The organism is Devosia sp. J20-27, assembly GCF_055808595.1.
In genome coordinates, this window is record NZ_CM147875.1 from 1,806,928 (window position 1) to 1,823,737 (window position 16,810).

At 63.2% G+C, this 16,810-nt stretch carries 11 protein-coding genes; 8 read left to right on the forward strand and 3 right to left on the reverse strand.

Annotation, left to right across the window (positions count from 1 at the left end; translation table 11 throughout):
• Nucleotides 1-13: 13 nt before the first annotated feature.
• The 3 genes from AC0L4C_RS08880 to AC0L4C_RS08890 all read left to right on the forward strand — a co-directional run bounded on the left by AC0L4C_RS08880 (nt 14) and on the right by AC0L4C_RS08890 (nt 5,648).
• On the forward strand, nt 14-1,609 hold the full coding sequence (locus AC0L4C_RS08880; protein WP_473403269.1) for a peptide chain release factor 3: 1,596 nt from the start codon (nt 14-16) through the stop codon (nt 1,607-1,609).
• Between the two features lie 57 nt (nt 1,610-1,666).
• Nucleotides 1,667-2,644: an aldo/keto reductase gene (locus AC0L4C_RS08885; RefSeq protein WP_473403270.1), complete on the forward strand. Its 978-nt coding sequence runs from the start codon at nt 1,667-1,669 to the stop codon at nt 2,642-2,644.
• 88 nt (nt 2,645-2,732) lie between these two features.
• Complete coding sequence (locus tag AC0L4C_RS08890; RefSeq protein ID WP_473403271.1) at nt 2,733-5,648, forward strand: insulinase family protein; 2,916 nt, start codon at nt 2,733-2,735, stop codon at nt 5,646-5,648.
• A gap of 35 nt (nt 5,649-5,683) precedes the next feature.
• On the opposite strand, the gene AC0L4C_RS08895 is transcribed toward AC0L4C_RS08890, so the two are convergent.
• On the reverse strand, nt 5,684-6,697 hold the full coding sequence (locus tag AC0L4C_RS08895) for an alpha/beta hydrolase (protein WP_473403272.1): 1,014 nt from the start codon (nt 6,695-6,697) through the stop codon (nt 5,684-5,686).
• Nucleotides 6,698-6,830: 133 nt separating this feature from the next.
• On the opposite strand from AC0L4C_RS08895, the gene AC0L4C_RS08900 reads away from it, so the two are divergent.
• The 4 genes from AC0L4C_RS08900 (at nt 6,831) to AC0L4C_RS08915 (ending at nt 12,012) form a co-directional block, all read left to right on the forward strand.
• Complete coding sequence (locus tag AC0L4C_RS08900) at nt 6,831-7,829, forward strand: ligase-associated DNA damage response exonuclease (RefSeq protein WP_473403273.1); 999 nt, start codon at nt 6,831-6,833, stop codon at nt 7,827-7,829.
• Complete coding sequence (locus AC0L4C_RS08905) at nt 7,826-9,403, forward strand: cisplatin damage response ATP-dependent DNA ligase (protein WP_473403274.1); 1,578 nt, start codon at nt 7,826-7,828, stop codon at nt 9,401-9,403. Before AC0L4C_RS08900 ends, AC0L4C_RS08905 begins: the two co-directional genes overlap by 4 nt.
• A gap of 8 nt (nt 9,404-9,411) precedes the next feature.
• Complete coding sequence (locus AC0L4C_RS08910) at nt 9,412-9,675, forward strand: UvrB/UvrC motif-containing protein (protein ID WP_473403275.1); 264 nt, start codon at nt 9,412-9,414, stop codon at nt 9,673-9,675.
• Between the two features lie 123 nt (nt 9,676-9,798).
• Complete coding sequence (locus AC0L4C_RS08915) at nt 9,799-12,012, forward strand: sensor domain-containing protein (RefSeq protein ID WP_473403276.1); 2,214 nt, start codon at nt 9,799-9,801, stop codon at nt 12,010-12,012.
• Here AC0L4C_RS08915 and AC0L4C_RS08920 read toward each other — a convergent pair.
• Nucleotides 12,009-12,404 carry a MerR family DNA-binding protein gene (locus AC0L4C_RS08920; protein ID WP_473403277.1) on the reverse strand — a complete coding sequence of 132 codons (396 nt, stop codon included), beginning with the start codon at nt 12,402-12,404 and terminating at the stop codon, nt 12,009-12,011. The genes AC0L4C_RS08915 and AC0L4C_RS08920 overlap by 4 nt on opposite strands.
• Nucleotides 12,385-14,391, reverse strand: a complete 2,007-nt coding sequence (locus AC0L4C_RS08925) for a long-chain-fatty-acid--CoA ligase (RefSeq protein WP_473403278.1) — start codon at nt 14,389-14,391, stop codon at nt 12,385-12,387. Before AC0L4C_RS08925 ends, AC0L4C_RS08920 begins: the two co-directional genes overlap by 20 nt.
• On the opposite strand from AC0L4C_RS08925, the gene AC0L4C_RS08930 reads away from it, so the two are divergent.
• Nucleotides 14,317-16,800: an acyl-CoA dehydrogenase gene (locus AC0L4C_RS08930; RefSeq protein WP_473403279.1), complete on the forward strand. Its 2,484-nt coding sequence runs from the start codon at nt 14,317-14,319 to the stop codon at nt 16,798-16,800. The genes AC0L4C_RS08925 and AC0L4C_RS08930 overlap by 75 nt on opposite strands.
• Nucleotides 16,801-16,810 lie beyond the last annotated feature (10 nt).

Genomic DNA, 16,810 nt, shown 5'->3' on the forward strand with positions numbered 1-16,810 from the left:
TAGGAGCCTTGCCATGAACGACATGACCCTGGCTGGATCGTCCAGCAAACTGCAACCTTACCAGACGCGCCGGACGTTCGCGATCATCTCGCACCCGGACGCGGGCAAGACCACGCTGACCGAAAAGCTGCTCGCCAATTCCGGCGCTATCCAGCAGGCCGGCGCCGTGCGCGGCCGCTCCAACCAGCGCTCGACGCGGTCGGACTGGATGGAGATCGAGCAGCAGCGCGGCATTTCGATCACCTCGTCAGTGATGACGTTCGAGCATCTTGGCCTGACCTTCAACCTGCTCGATACGCCGGGCCACTCAGACTTTTCCGAGGATACCTACCGGACGCTGACGGCGGTCGATGCGGCGATCATGGTGATCGACGTCGCCAAGGGCATCGAGGCGCAGACCCTCAAGCTCTTCGAAGTGTGCCGGCTGCGCGACATTCCGATCATCACCTTTGCCAACAAGGTGGATCGCGAAGGCAAGGATCCGCTCGACATTCTCGACGAGATCGCTTCGACGCTGGCGCTCGACGTATCGCCGGTGGTCTGGCCGCTGGGTGGCGGTGTCGATTTCAAAGGCATTGTCGATGTTACGGCAGGCGTGGTGAAGCGTCCCAATGGCGAGGTCTGGAAGACCTTTACCGATGTCGACGCCCTCAGCCGCGACAACGAGTTCGCGATGGACCCGGTGATCCTTACCTCACTGGAAAATTTCGAGCTGGCGCGGGCCGGCTATCCAGAATTCGACCACGAGACCTATCTGGCAGGTCACCTGACGCCGGTCATCTTCGGATCGGCGCTGAAATCGGTCTCAGTGCCCGAACTGCTGACGGCGCTCGGCACGTGGGCGCCGGAGCCGCGACCGCAACCGGCAGAACCCAAACCGATCCAGCCCGATGACAGCAAGGTCAGCGGCTTCGTGTTCAAGGTGCAGGCCAATATGGACGCCAACCACCGCGATCGCATCGCCTTCGTGCGGCTGAGCTCAGGCACCTTCAAGCGCGGCATGCGGCTGAAGAATGTGCGCAGCGGCAAGGATATGGCGGTTTCCAACCCGATGTTCTTCTTCGGCCATGATCGCGAACTGGCCGAGGAGGCCGTGGCCGGCGACATTGTCGGCATTCCCAACCACGGGACGCTCAGCGTCGGCGATACGCTGACCGAGGGCGCGGCCATCAAGGTCACGGGCATTCCCAATTTTGCGCCGGAGATCATCCGGCGGGTGCGGCTGGCCGACCCGATGAAGTCCAAGCAGCTGGCCAAGGCGCTGAGCGACCTCGCCGAAGAGGGCGTGGCGCAGATTTTCCGGCGGATGATCGGCGCCGACTTCATCGTCGGCGTCGTCGGGCAGTTGCAGCTCGAAGTGCTGCAGGCCAGAATTCTGAAAGAATATAACGTCCCCATCACCTTCGAGAGCCTCAACTTCGAAATGGCCCGCTGGGTCGGCTGCGACGACAGGAAGGAGCTGGATCGCTTCATCTCGGCGCTCAAGATGGAGATGGCCGAGGACAAGTACGGCGACCCGGTTTACCTCGCGCAGAGCGAATGGTGGCTGCAACGCACACAGCGCGACTGGCCCAAGATCGAATTCTACAGCACCAAAGAGCGCCACTGAGGCGACCGCACTGCGTGACCGCACGAGTTGCGCAGCACTCACTTTCGGGAGAAGACCATGAACATGCGCACGCTTGGAAAAACCGGCTACGAGGTTTCTGAAATCGGGCTGGGGACCTGGCAGCTAGGGGAGAGTTTTGGCGCCCTGAACGACCAGACGGCGCAGGACATCCTGAAGACGGCACGCAAGCTGGACGTCAATTTCTGGGATACCGCCGACGTCTATGGCGGCGGCCAGTCGGAGAGCCGGATCGGCGCCTTCAAGGACAAGAAGGGCGTGTTCGTCGCGACCAAGCTGGGCCGCGGCGGGCAGTTCCCCGGGATGACCGGCTACAACCGCAAGAACGTCAAGGAGAGCCTCACCGGTTCGCTGAAGCGCATCGGTGGCGAGACGCTGGACCTGGCGCAGCTGCATTGCATCCCTACCGATGTGCTGCGCGATGGCGAGATCTTCACAATTCTCGATGACCTGCGCGACGAGGGACTGATGCGGCACTACGGCGCCAGCGTCGAGAACGTCGAGGAGGCGCTGATCTGCCTGACCGCGCCGAACCTGGCGACGCTGCAGATCATCTTCAACCTGTTCCGGCAGGACTATGCGACGGAAGTGCTCCCCAAGGCGCAGGAGCGCAATGTCGGCATCATTGTCAGGCTGCCGCTGGCCTCGGGCCTGCTGTCGGGCAAGTGGGGCAAGGACACCAAGTTCGACGAGAAGGACCATCGCAATTTCAACCGCGACGGCAAATTCTTCAATGTCGGCGAGACCTTCTCGGGTCTGCCGTTCGACAAGGGCATCGAGCTGGTCGAGGACCTCAAGCATCTGGCGCCGAAGGGACTGCCGCTGAGCCAGTTCGCCCTGCGCTGGCTGCTCGATCACCCGGCGGTCTCGACGATCATCGCCGGCGTCACCAAGCCAAGCCAGCTGGAAGCCAACGTGGCGGCGACCAAGGTCGACCCGATCGAGCCGGCGGTGATGGAAGAACTGACCGACTGGTACGAGCGCAAGGTCCGCTCGCAAATCCGCGGACGAATCTAGTCGCCTCACATAAGTCTGATCGCACTGGCAGAGCGGCGTGCGGGTCCCTAGATTAACCGCACACCCGTTCAGAACAGTGAGACAGACAATGTCCGGCCATCCCGCCTTCGAGCTTATCCGCGCAGAGACCATTCCAGAAGTCAGCAGCGAGGCAAAGCTCTACCGGCATATCAAGACCGGGGCGGAGGTGCTCAGTCTCGCCAATGACGACGAGAACAAGGTGTTCGGCATCACTTTCAAGACGCCGCCGGAGGATTCCACCGGCGTGGCGCATATTCTCGAGCATTCGGTGCTGTGCGGCAGCCGGAAATACCCTGTCAAGAAGCCGTTCGTGGAAATGCTGAAAGGGTCGCTGCACACCTTTCTCAACGCCATGACCTTCGCCGACAAGACCGCCTACCCGGTGGCCAGCCAGAACCTGCAGGACTTCTACAACCTCGTAGATGTCTATCTCGACGCCGTGTTCTTCCCGCTGATCACCGAAGACACGTTCCGCCAGGAAGGCTGGCACTACGAGCTCGAATCCAGCCAGGCGCCGATCGTCTACAAGGGCGTGGTGTTCAATGAGATGAAGGGCGCCTACTCATCGGCGTCGGCCGTGCTGGGCAAGAAGAGCCAGCTCTCGCTGTTTCCGGACACGTCCTATGGCGTGAATTCGGGCGGCGATCCCGCGGCGATCCCGGACCTGACCTACGAGTATTTCAAGAACTTCCACGCCAAGTTCTACCACCCATCCAACTCGCGCATCGTGTTCTACGGCGACGATGATCCCGACCAGCGCCTGTCGATCCTCGACGCCTATCTGGGGCAGTTCGACCGGATCGAGGTTCCCAGCCAGATCGGGACGCAGCAGCGCTGGAGCGAGCCCAGGCATCTGGTCGAGACCTATGCGGCGAGCGAGGCCGAACTGGGCAAGAAGACCTCTATGATGACGGTCAACTGGATGCTCGACGCGCAGACCGAGCCCGGTGCCGTGCTGGCCCTCAACGTGCTCGAATACATCCTCGTGGGCACGTCGGCGTCGCCGCTGCGCAAGGCGCTGATCGACAGCGGCCTGGGCGAAGGCATGACCGGCAGCGGTATCGTCGAGGATATGAAGCAGCCCTATTTCACCGTCGGCCTCAAGGGCATCGACGAAGCCGATGCCGACAAGGTCGAGGCGCTCATTCTCGGCACGCTCGAGAAGCTGGCCAAGGACGGGATCGATGCCGAAACGGTCGAGGCGGCGATCAACTCGATCGAGTTTGCCATGCGCGAGAACAATACCGGCTCGTTCCCGCGCGGCATTTCGTTGATGTTCCGCTCGATGCGGCCATGGCTGCATGGCGGCGACCCGCTGGAACCGCTGAGCTTCGAGGAGCCGCTGGCCGCGCTCAAGGCGCACCTGTCATCGGGCGCCCGGGTGTTCGAGGCGCTGATCCAGAAGCACATCGTTGAGAACATGCACCGCACCACGGTGCTGCTGAAGGCTGACCCGGAACAGGGCGCCCGCGAGCAGGCGGAAGAACGCGCCAAACTTGATGCGGTGCAGCAGGCGATGACGCCGGAGCAGCTCGAAGAGGTCAAGCAGACCACGGAAAAGCTCAAGGCCTTGCAGGATACGCCCGATGATCCAGCCGAGCTGGCCCGGATTCCGACGCTGACGCTTGCCGATCTGCCGCGCGAGAACAAGCTCATCCCGATCGATCGCGGCGATATCGAAGGGGTCCGGACCTTCGTGCATCCGCTGCCGACCAATGGCGTGCTCTATGTCGATCTCGGGTTCGACATGAAGGCCATCCCAGGCCATCTGCTGCCGCTGGTGCCGCTGTTCTCGCGCGCCCTGCTGCAGACCGGTACGAGCAAGCAGGATTTTGTCTCGCTCACGCAGCGGATCGGTCGATCGACGGGCGGGATCGGCTTTCAGCGCGTGAATTCGACGCGGACGGACGGTGCCAGCACGGCAGCGTGGCTGGTGCTGCGCGGCAAGGCGGTGCCCGACAAGATCGAGGAACTGCTGGCGATCAGCCACGATGTGCTGACCGATGCGCAGCTGGGCAACCGGGACCGCATCCGGCAGATGGTGCTGGAATCCAAGGCCGGCTTCGAGAGCTCGCTCGCCGGCATGGGCAACGGCATCGTGGCGTTGCGGTTGCGGGCGCAGTTCAACGAAAGCGACTGGGCCAGCGAACAGATGGGCGGGGTGAGCCACTATTTCTTCCTGCGCGACCTGGCCAAACGCATCGACAGCGACTGGCCGGGTGTGCAGGCGCAACTCGAAACCCTGCGCGACCTGCTGCTCAATCGTGCCAACATGGTGATCAACATCACGGCCGACGACGAGATGATCGCGGCGGCGCGGCCGCAGATCGCCCGCTTCCTGCGCGACCTGCCGGCGACCGGCCAGGCGGGCAGCGGCTGGGGCTTTGCGGCCCGTGATCTGTCGGAAGGCCTGACCTTCCCGGGACAGGTCAACTACGTGGCCAAGGGCGCCAATCTCGATGCATTCGGGTTCAAGCCGACGGGCGGCACGGCGGTGGCGATCAAGCATCTCAACACCACCTACATGTGGGACAAGGTGCGCGTGCAGGGTGGCGCCTATGGCGGCTCGTCGAGCTTTGACATCTTTTCGCGCGGCTTTGCCTTCACCTCCTACCGGGATCCCAACCTTCTGGGCACGATCGACAATTACGACAAGGCGGCGGCATTCCTCCGCAAGCCGGTGAGCCATCAGGACCTGACCCGCTCGGTGATCGGTGTCATCGGTGGTGTCGACAGCTACCGGTTGCCCGATGCCAAGGGCTACGTCTCGATGGTGTGGGAGCTGCTCGGCGACACCGACGAAGCCCGGCAGCAGCGGCGCGAGCAGATCCTCGGTGCCACGCAGGCGGATTTTGCCGCGCTGGCCGATGCCCTGGATCAGGTGGCGAGGTACGGCCGCGTGGTGGTGCTGGGGTCGGAAGCAGCCATCCGCGCAGCCAATGACGAGCGCGGCAAGTTCCTCGAAGTCACCAAGGTGCTCTGATCCTTGACGGCGGCCTGCGGGCCGCCGTTCTTGCGCTATTGGCTCAGCGCCTTGGCCAGAAACGGCAGGCTGACATCCATGCGGTAGTCGACGCTGGAGTGGTTGTCCGGGAACTCTTCGTAGCGGTGGGCGATGCCTGCCTGTTGCAGCGCGCGGTGGATGCGGCGGGTGCCGTAAAGGATGTTGTACTGATCCTCGGTGCCGCAATCGAGGAAGAAGCCCTTGAGGCGGCCGATGGCATCGGCATGCATCTCGACCATGCGGACCGGGTCCCAGGCCAGCCAGTTGGCCCAGCGGTCCTCGATCAGCTCGCAGGTGTCGTAGGTGACCGGCAGGCGGAGTCCGAGAAAGGTCTCCGGGTCCGGATCGGGGTCGTAGCTGGCGGCCTGGGCCAGGATCATCAGCAGCAGCGTGTCCTTGCCGTCGAGCTTGAGCTTGGCTTCGAAGGCTTCGAACCATTTCTGGATCGAGTTCTCGGACTTGGCGAGAGCGCGAAGCGTATTGGGGAATTCCGGCAGGTAGAGGTTTTCGAAGCCGGCATCGCCCGAATGGCTGGCCGCCGCGGCCCAGACGTCCGGGTGGCGCATGGCGTGGACCAGCGCACCGAAGCCGCCCGAGCTCTTGCCAAAGACGCCACGCCGTCCGGCGCCGCCGCAGGAGAAGCGGTCCTCGACCGAGGGGAGCATTTCGCCAATGAGGAAATCTTCCCAGTTCCCCATGACGGAGCTGTTCACATACTGGTTGCCGCCCATGCGGGTGAAGCAATCAGGGAAGGCCACAACAACCGGCGACATGGCGTCATCGCCGATCAGACGGTCGAGGCGCTCGGGGACATTCTCGCCGAAATTCTTCCAGGCCGTGTGGGCCGGCCCTCCAGCCGTATAGCCGACCAGGTCGACGAGCAGCGGCAGGCCGGTGCCATCGTGACCGTGCGGCACGTAGACGTCGACCAGCCGGCTGGTGGGGTCGCCAAGGCGATTGCTGGCGAGCGCCGTACTCTCGACGACAAGACGATGGATGGTGCCGGGGGCGTGGGTGGTGCGGCGCATAAGGGCCTCCTAGTCTTCGACTGCGTCAGTCTTGGCCCAGCCCCACCCGTCGCACAAGCCGCACGAGGCTGGCCGCCGCTGAAAACGCGGGCTAGATTCAACCTTCTATGTCCTGTTGCGTTGCTGGATGGCCATGGCGCCTTTTCTCGATCGTGACCTGCGGGTCAAGCCCATCAACGCCTTCATCGATCCGCCGCAGCCGCGGGCGCGGGCGATCATCACGCATGGCCACGCCGATCATGCGCGCGCCGGACATGGCGCCGTGCTGGCGACGCCCGATACCATCGCGATCATGAAGACGCGCTACGGCGAGGATTGTGCCGAGACCTTCCAGGCGCTGGAGTTCGGTGTGCCGCTCGACGTCGACGACGTTCGGGTCACGTTCTTTCCGGCGGGCCATATTCTGGGATCGGCGCAGGTGCTGCTGGAGCATCAGGGGCAGCGGATCGTGGTGACGGGCGACTACAAGACCGCGCCGGACCGCACGGCGCAGCCATTCGAACTGGTCCGCTGCGACCTGCTGGTCACCGAGGCGACGTTCGGGCTGCCGGTCTTCCAGCATCCCGATCCGGTGGCAGAGATCGGGCGGCTGTTGCGGGCGGCGGGGGCCCATCCGGAGCGGGCCTATGTCATCGGTTGCTATGCGCTGGGAAAGGCACAGCGGGTGATCTCGCTGCTGCGGCAGGCGGGGTATGAGAGGCCGATCTACCTGCATGGGGCGATGATCCGTCTCTGTGCGCTCTACGAAGAGCGTGGCATCGCTCTGGGTGACTTGCGACATTCGCTGGATGTTCCCAAAGCCGAACTGGCGGGGCAGATCGTCATCGCGCCGCCCTCCGCCATAAAAGACCGATGGATCCGGCGATTGCCCGATCCGGTGCTGGCGGTGGCGTCGGGCTGGATGTCCGTCAAGCAGCGGGCGCGGCAGTCGGGCGTCGAGCTGCCGCTGGTGATTTCGGATCATGCCGACTGGAACGAGTTGCGGGCGACTATCGCCGGGACCGGGGCCGAGACAATCTGGGTGACGCATGGACGCGAGGATGCACTGGTCTACTGGGGCCAGCAGCAGGGGCTGACTGCCGAACCGCTCAACATCGATGCTTACGAGGCTGGCGAGGAGGAGGGCGAATGAAGGCATTTGCCCAACTGCTCGAACTGCTGGCGCTGACGCCGTCGCGCAATCGCAAGATCGAGGCCCTGAGCGACTACTTCGCGGCCACCCCCGATCCGGACAGGGGCTTTGCGCTGGCCATCCTGACCGGGGCCATAACGTTCAAGAACGTCAAGCCGGCAGTGCTGCGCGAGGTGGTGACGCGCGAGGTCGATCCGACGCTGTTTGCCATGAGTTACGACTATGTCGGGGATCTGGGTGAAACCATTGCGCTGATCTGGCCGCACAGCGGGGCGGGCGAGGAACTGCCGTCGCTCACCGAACTGATCGACCTGTTCCAGACAACCAGCAAGGCCGAGTTGCCCGCGCTGATCGCGGCGTTGCTGACACGGGCCGAGATCAACGAGCGTTGGGCGCTGGTCAAGCTGGCGACCGGGGCATTGCGCATCGGGGTGTCGGCGCGACTGGCCAAGACTGCGCTGGTGGAGATGTCGGGCAAGGCGCTGCAGGACATCGAAGAGGTGTGGCATGGCATCAAGCTGCCCTATGTCGAGCTTTTCGCCTGGCTCGACGGCACGGCGGAGCGCCCCGATATCGACCACGCGGCGCGATTTCACCCGATGATGCTGTCCAATCCGATCGACGAGGAGAAGGACCTCGGCAAGCTCGACCCCCGGGACTTTTCGGCGGAATGGAAGTGGGACGGCATCCGGGTGCAGATGATCGCCAGCCGCGGTCAGGTCTCGCTGTTTTCGCGCACTGGCGACGATATTGCTGCGGCGTTTCCGGACGTGGTCGAGGCGGTGTTTGGCGACGCCGTCCTGGATGGGGAATTGCTGGTCGGTGCCGACTTCGAGCCGGCATCGTTCAACGACCTGCAGCAGCGGCTCAACCGCAAGATGGCGAATGCCAGGCAGCTGGGAGAACTGCCGGCCTTCATCCGGGTCTACGACATGCTGTTCGATGGCAGCGAGGATATTCGCGCACTTGGCTGGACAGAGCGGCGGGCGCGGCTCGAGGCTTGGTTTCGGCAGAACCCGCAGACACGGATGGATCTCTCGGAGGTGCTGCCCTTTGCCGACTGGGAAGACCTCGCCGAATTGCGCCGCAAGGGGGCTGACGAGCATGGGCATGAGGGGGTGATGGTCAAGCTGCGCACCTCGCCCTATGTGCCGGGCCGGCCCAAGGGGCTCTGGTACAAGTGGAAGCGCGATCCCAATGTGGTGGATGCCATCCTCATGTATGCCCAGCGCGGTCATGGCAAGCGCTCGAGCTTTTACTCGGACTACACCTTCGGGGTGTGGAAGGGCAACGAGATCGTGCCCATCGGAAAGGCTTATTTCGGCTTTACCGATGAGGAGCTGAAGCAGCTCGACAAATGGGTACGCACCAATACGGTTGCCAGCTTCGGACCCGTACGCGAGGTGAAGAAGGAGCTGGTCTTCGAGGTGGCATTTGACAGCGCGCAGCAATCGCCGCGCCACAAGTCGGGTGTCGCGCTGCGCTTCCCCCGGATCAACCGGATCCGCTGGGACAAGCCGGCAGGCGAGGCCGCAACCCTGGAAGACATGCAGGTCTTCCTGTCCGCAAGCTAGGAGCTCTCATGTCGCTGGCCGCCATTGAAAGAAAGATCAAGGACCTGACCACCCAGATGGCGCAGGCGGCAGCTGCCGACGATTTCGAGCGGGCTGCCGAGCTGCGCAACCAGATCGAGGCGCTCAAGGGCGGCGGCATGATCCGCAAGCCGCCACCGGGCGAGATGGGTCTGGGGACGCATGTTCCAGTAACGGCGCCACCAAAGAACTGGAAGAAGCCGCGCAAGCCGGATCCGATGACGTCAAACGTCAAGCCGCGCCGCGGGCGCTAGGACTTTCTCAACCATCCCGGAAGTTGATCAGGCAGTTACAGCATTATTTACGCTCTACTCCGTTAGCTTTGCAGTGATGAGATCATGTTGGACGGCATGTCTCGATAGTTGCGAGAATTGCAAATGGACTTCAAGCAGGTGCCGTCTGCGGTCCGTTCGTGGGACTATCACGAACTGACTGCCATAGCTGCCAACGAAACACCCTACGCCGTCTACGTCACCGACGCGCAGGCCCGTATCGTCTATGTGAACCGCGTGTTCACCGAGATGCTGGGCTATGAGTTCGGTGACGTCAAAGACCGGCGTCCCAGCGAGATAATGGGTGCCCGGCACTACATGGCCAAGGACTACGAACGGATTCTCAATGAACTGCATCGGGGCCGCGAGGTGCGCGACGAAGTCCGCACACTGGGCAAAAGCGGCACCGAGCTCTGGCTTTCCGTCACCCTGCGGCCGGTATTGCGGCCGGACGGAACGCTTGGGCACATCGTCGGCATCCTCGAGAATACAACCGAGTTCCGGCAGATCCAGGCCTTGCAGCGCGACGTCCTCGAAGCGGTAGCCACCGATCTGCCGCTGCGCGAGGTCATGAAGTTCATCTGTGAGCGGGTCGAGGTAATCTTCCCGGAGGTCGTCAGTTCGATACTCGGAGTGGACGAGGCGGGCTGCCTGCGGACGCTGGCCGCGCCGTCGTTGCCGGGATACTTTTCAGAGGCCATCGACGGGTCATTGATTGGCCCGGCGACGGGATCTTGCGGAACGGCAGCCTATCGGCAGGAGCCGGTGCAGGTCGACGATATCGAGAACGACCCGCTATGGGCCGATTACAAATCCCTGCCGTTGCCGCTGGGACTGCTGGCCTGCTGGTCGAGCCCGATCAAGCTGCAGAACGGCCGCGTCGCGGGGACATTTGCCTTCTACTTCCGTGAGAAACGAGGTCCAAGCGTCTGGCATGAGGCGGTGGTGACCGCCTGCGTCCAGCTTTGTGCGATGGCCTTCGAGCGGCATGAGGCGCAGGAGCGCATTGCCAAGCTGGCCTATTGCGACACGCTGACGGGGCTGCCCAACCGCACCCAGCTGCGCCAGCAACTCGATGTCGCGTTTGCGGCCGATCCCAAGCAGACGCGGGCGTTCCTGTTTCTCGACATCGATCGCTTCAAGGATGTGAACGACACCATGGGCCATCCGGCAGGCGACAGCCTCCTGGTCGAGGTGGCCGGTCGGCTGCAGAAGCAGGTCAGGTCAGGTGATATCGTGTGCCGGCACGGTGGCGACGAATTCGTTATCGTGCTTGGCGATAGCAGCCCCGAGGCCGCCGTGCGGATGGTCGAGCGTATCGAGGCGGCGCTGGCTGAACCGACCCATATCGGCGGCTTCAGCTTGCCGGTTACCGCCAGTATCGGTGTCAGCCTCTACCCGCGGGATGGTGCCGACGCCGATGCCGTGCTCAAGAATTCCGATACGGCGATGTATCGCGCCAAGGCCGAGGGCCGGGCCTGCCACCGCTTCTACTCTGCTGAAATGAACGAACTGGCGCAGGAGCGCGTGCTGCTCGGCGCCGCACTGCGTGAGGCCATCGCAAGGCGCAGCCTGACGCTCAACTACCAGCCGCAGGTGTCGTCCGTCGACGGAGCACTGACGGGCGTGGAGGCGCTGGCGCGCTGGTCGCATCCGAAGCTGGGACAGATTGCTCCGGATCGTTTCATCAAGCTCGCCGAAGAGAGCGGCCTGATCGACGATCTCGGCGAATGGGCGCTCGACGAGGCCTGCAGGCAGCTCAGGGCTTGGGATGATACCGGCGTGTCGGTCCCCGCCGTGGCCGTCAATATCTCGCCATTGCACTTCCGGACGCGGCCCCTGGAGCCGATCGTGGCGGCAACGCTCTCCCGCCATGGCCTGGCGCCCGGGCGGCTGAGCATTGAAATCACCGAAGGCGCGGCCATGGATGACTGCTCGATTGCAATGGCGAACGCACAAGCCTTGCACGATCTGGGCGTGCGTCTCTCCATGGACGATTTTGGTACCGGCTTCTCGTCGCTCAGTCACCTGGCGCGCCTGCCGGTGAACGAGCTCAAGATCGACAAGTGCTTCGTTCAGGATCTGGAAGGCAGTGACAGTTCCCGGACGCTGGTCACAGCGGTGATCCGGATCGGGCAGAGCCTGGGATTGACGGTGGTTGCCGAAGGGGTGGAGACCGAGGTGCAAAGGCGCATTCTCAGGGCACTCGGTTGTGATGTGCTGCAGGGGTTCCTCTACTCCAAGGCACTTGCGCCAACTGCCTTCTCGAGCTGGCTGACGCAGTACGGGTACCGGCCGAAGCTGAGCGGCGCCGCCTAGGCACTGCGTGCAATGCGCTCGGTCGCCAGCCGGCGGATTTCGCGCAGCTCGGCGATGGTTGTCTGCAGGTCGAGCATCTGGCGTTCGAGCATCTCGAGACGCTCGTCGACGCGTTCGGTCAGCATGGTCACCTGGGCGGTCTGGGACTGGGCGTCGTAAAGGCTCAGGTACTCGGAGATGTCGCGCAGCGAAAAGCCGAGGCGTTTGCCGCGCAGGATCAGTATCAGCCGGGCCCGATCGCGGCGACGAAACACTCGCGTCGCGCCGACACGCTCCGGCGTGAGCAGGCCCTTGGCCTCGTAGAAACGAATGGCGCGCGTCGAGATTCCAAATTCCCGGGCAAGATCGGCGATGGCGAAGAGATCGCGGTTGTCAGGTTCTGACCGGTTCACGCTTTGACTCTTTCATTTCTTGATACTCTTCCCGCAGCTCCTTTTTGGAGAGCTTGCCGATCAGAGTCTTGGGGAGTGAGTCCTTGAAAATAATCTCGCGCGGCATTTCAATCCGATTGACCTTTTCGGCAAGAAATTTCTTTAACTCTGCTTCGGTGGCGCTCTGGCCATCCCGGAGTTTGACGAAGGCGACCGGCGCCTCGCCGCGGTATTCGTCCGGTACGCCGATAACGTTGTTTTCCTCGACGGCCGGGTGTTGGGCCAGTGCTTCCTCAATAGTGCGCGGATAAACATTGAATCCTGAGCAGATGATCAGGTCCTTGATGCGATCGACGAGGAAGACGTATCCGTCGGTATCCATGTAGCCGACGTCGCCGGTGCGCAGCCAACCGTCCGAAAAGGCCTCGTCACTGGCCTTCTCGTTGCCGAAGTAACCGAGCATGACCTGCGGGCCCTTGACCTGGAGTTCGCCGCGTTCGCCCAGCGATACGACCTGTTTGCTGTCGACGTCGACAAAGCGGACATCGGTGTCGGGCAACGGCTGGCCAATCGACATGTGCTTGCTGGGCACCCGCAGCGCGGAGCAGCAGACAACCGGCGATGCCTCGGTCAGGCCATAGCCTTCGGCCAGCAGGGCCTTGCTGATCTTGCCGAAATTGTTGCGTGTTTCCTGCGGCAACGCGGCGCCGCCGGAAATCACCACCTCGATGCTTTGCAGCGGCTGCCTGGCTTTTTCCCCCGCCTTGGCGAGGGCAGCGATCAGCGTCGGTACGGCGGGTAGGATATTGGCGCCGGTGCGGGTGACCAGATCGAGCAGTGCCTTGAGTTCGAAGCGCGGCAGCATGACGACCTGTGCGCCATTGCAGAGCGGCACGTTCATGCACACGGTCATCGCGAAGATGTGGAAGAAGGGCAGCACGGCGATGATGCGGGAGGGCGGATAGAAGATGCCGCAGCCCCAGCCGTCGATCTGGCTCATGTTGGCGGCAATGTTGGCGTGGCTCAGCATGGCGCCTTTGGGAATGCCGGTAGTGCCGCCGGTATATTGCTGCACCGCGACGTCGGTCTTGCCGTCTATGGCAACGGGTGTCGGGGTAAGGTTTTTCCGCAGCATCGCGGCGTAATGCGTCACGCTGGCGGCGATGGGGGAGTTGCTGACCTTGGTCAGGTCCCGGGACTTGAAGAGGCTGAACAGGAGTTTCTTGACCGTCGGCAGGGCGTCAGGAAAGTGGCAGACGATCAACGATTTGGCGTGCCCATCCTGGACGAGTTTTTCGGCCTTCTCGAAGAGCTGGGTGAGGTCGAGGGTGACGATCACATCGGCGCCGGAGTCGGCGATGATGTGGCTCAACTCATGGACGGTGTAGAGCGGGTTGCAATTGACGACCGTGGCACCGGTGCGGAGCACGGCATAGTAGGCCACGACATAGAACGGCGTGTTGGGCAGGAGCAGGGCGACGCGGGTGCCCTTTTTCAGGCCGAACTGCGCCTGGAGCGCGCCGGCAAAAGCATTGATCTGCCGGGCGAGACTTTTGAAGGTTGTCTTGGCGCCGAGAAAGTCCAGTGCGTCGGCGTTGGGAGTCTTTGCGCACACCGCCAGCACCTGCTCGTGCACGGGCGTATCATTGATCGGGTAGTCCCAGGTGATGCCCTCGGGATAGTGGTCGATCCAAGGTCGTAGGTTGTTTTCGTGTGCTCCCGGCGTGCCGCTGACTGCCATCTTCATACCTCCCGGACTTTGCGTCCCTTTTATGCACGAACTATTCCACGACCTTACGTATGCGTCAAATGGCGGACGCACCTCATCCGACGCAGACAGCTCGCGGTTGACGCATACGTCAACCAAGGGTAATCTCTTTGAAAGTCGGAAGGCACCGCCTAGATTGCCACCGACGCAAGCGGGAGGCTCATCGTGACACTGGTGCTCATTATTCTCGGCATCATCGGCTTTGCAGTCCTCGCCATGCGGCGTGCGCCGCTGTGGCAATGGGCCATGGGCGTTGCGATGCTGGGCGCCCTGACCAGAATTATCATCGATGACACCGGCATGTGGCTGGCTACCGACATGGTCGCCTGGTTCTTCGCCCTGCTGCCGGGGCTGGTGCTCGGGCTGCTGGCAATACCGGCGATTCGCCGGGCAACCCTCAGCGGTCCGGCCTACGGCATGGTCAGGAATATCCTGCCGCGGGTGTCGCGCACCGAGCAGGAAGCGCTGGATGCCGGCACGATCGGCTGGGACGCGGAACTCTTCTCCGGGCGTCCCGACTGGAGCAAGCTGCGCTCGATCCGCAAGCCAACGCTGACCGAAGAGGAGCAGGCCTTTCTCGACGGACCCGTCAACAAGGTCTGCGCCATGATCGACGACTGGGACATCCGCCACAATCGCGCGGACCTGCCCAAGGACGTCTGGGACTACCTCAAGGCCGAGGGCTTCCTCGGCATGCTGATTTCGAAAGAGCATGGCGGCCTCGGCTTTTCGGCGCAGGCGCAGAGCCAGGTCGTATCCAAGATCGCCAGCCGTTCGGTGGCTGCAGGCATCACCGTCATGGTGCCCAATTCACTGGGGCCGGGCGAACTGCTGGAGAAATACGGCACGCCCGAACAGAAGGAAAAGTATCTAGGCCGTCTGGCGCGCGGGCAGGAAGTGCCCTGCTTTGCGCTGACCGGTCCGCATGCCGGATCGGATGCCGCGGGCATGCGCGACGTGGGTGTCGTCACCTACGAAATGTACGAAGGCAAGAAGACGCTGGGCGTGAAGCTGAGCTGGGACAAGCGCTACATCACGCTGGCGCCGGTGGCGACGCTGCTGGGACTGGCCTTCCATCTGCACGATCCCGAAAATCTGATCGGCGAGACCGAGCATATCGGCATCACGCTGGCGCTGGTGCCCGCCAATTTCAAGGGTGTGGAGATCGGCCGCCGGCACTATCCGGCACGCTCGGCGTTCATGAATGGACCAACCAAGGGCCGCAATGTCTTTATCCCGATGGAGTTCCTGATCGGCGGCGTACAGTATGCCGGGCAGGGCTGGCGCATGCTGATGGAGTGCCTCTCGACCGGCCGTGCCATCTCGCTGCCGGCCATCGGCACGGTGTCGATCAAGCATGCGCTGCGCGTGACCTCTGCCTATGCGCGGATCCGGCGGCAGTTCGGCATTCCGGTCGGCATCATGGAAGGCGTGGCCGAGCCACTGAGCCGGATGATCAAGTCTGCCTACACCTACGAGGCGGCCCGGGCGCTGACGGCGTCGATGGTGGATGAGGGACAGAAGCCGGCGGTGATTTCGGCACTGCTCAAGTATCGAACCACCGAAGCGATGCGCGATCGCGTCAATGACGCCATGGACATCCACGGCGGTCGCGCCGTGCAGGACGGACCGACAAACTATCTGTTCTCGGGCTATGCGACGGTGCCGGTGGCGATCACCGTCGAGGGCGCCAATATTCTGACGCGCACCCTGATCACCTTCGCGCAGGGGGCGCTGCGGGCGCACCCCTACCTCTATTCGGAGATTGCGGCGGCGCAAAATCCGGATCGCGGGGCAGGGATCAAGGCGTTCGACAAGGCTTTCGGCGGGCATATCGGGTTTACGCTGCGCAACACGGTCGGCAGCCTCCTCCATGCCATCAGCGGCGGGGCACTGGCCTCGACGCCGGTGAGCGGGGAGATGTCGCGCTGGTACCGGCAGCTGGCGCGCTACTCGCAGAGTTTTGCGCTGGTCGGCGACTGGACGGTGGCGTTCCTGGGTGGCGATCTCAAGCGCAAGCAGCGGCTGTCGGGCCGGATGGCCGACATTCTTTCCGATCTCTACCTGCTCTCGGCGGTTCTCAAGCGCTACGAGGATGATGGTGCGATCGCGGAGGACAAGCCGGTGGTCGATGCGGCGGCGCGCGACCTGATCTATTCCATCGAGCAGAGCTTTGCGGCGGTGTTCGCCAACTTCCCCAACGTGGTGCTGCGGAACCTCATGCGGGTTCTGGTGTTCCCCCTGGGACGCCACGCCAAGCCATCGTCGGATCGCGAAACCTATCGACTGACTCGGGCCGTGCTGCGGCCGGGTGCGTTCCGCGACCGGCTGACCAAGGGCGTCTATACGACGATGGACCCCAAGGATGTGACCGGCGTGCTTGAAGATGCTCTGGTCAAGGTCACCAAGGCCGAGGAGATCGAAGCCAAGTTCGTGCGGGCGATCAAGAAGGGCGTCATCGAGCGCCGCCTCGATCGCGATGCGATCACCGACGCGGTGGACAAGGGCGTGCTGACCGAGGCGGAGGCGGCGACGTTGCGCCTTGCCGACCAGGCGACGGACCGGGTGATCCGCGTCGATGATTTCGACCCTGAGGAGCTGTCGCCGAAGCAACGGGCGCCGATCGCGTCCAAGGACGCTGCCGAATAAGCCATTCAAC

Excerpts from the sequence above, each read along its gene's own strand:
- AC0L4C_RS08895 (WP_473403272.1), bottom strand. The coding sequence starts at position 6,697 with ATGCGCCGCACCACCCACGCCCCCGGCACCATCCATCGTCTTGTCGTC.
- AC0L4C_RS08910 (WP_473403275.1), top strand. The coding sequence starts at position 9,412 with ATGTCGCTGGCCGCCATTGAAAGAAAGATCAAGGACCTGACCACCCAG.
- AC0L4C_RS08900 (WP_473403273.1), top strand. The coding sequence starts at position 6,831 with ATGGCGCCTTTTCTCGATCGTGACCTGCGGGTCAAGCCCATCAACGCC.
- AC0L4C_RS08890 (WP_473403271.1), top strand. The coding sequence starts at position 2,733 with ATGTCCGGCCATCCCGCCTTCGAGCTTATCCGCGCAGAGACCATTCCA.
- AC0L4C_RS08880 (WP_473403269.1), top strand. The coding sequence starts at position 14 with ATGAACGACATGACCCTGGCTGGATCGTCCAGCAAACTGCAACCTTAC.
- AC0L4C_RS08885 (WP_473403270.1), top strand. The coding sequence starts at position 1,667 with ATGAACATGCGCACGCTTGGAAAAACCGGCTACGAGGTTTCTGAAATC.
- AC0L4C_RS08915 (WP_473403276.1), top strand. The coding sequence starts at position 9,799 with ATGGACTTCAAGCAGGTGCCGTCTGCGGTCCGTTCGTGGGACTATCAC.
- AC0L4C_RS08905 (WP_473403274.1), top strand. The coding sequence starts at position 7,826 with ATGAAGGCATTTGCCCAACTGCTCGAACTGCTGGCGCTGACGCCGTCG.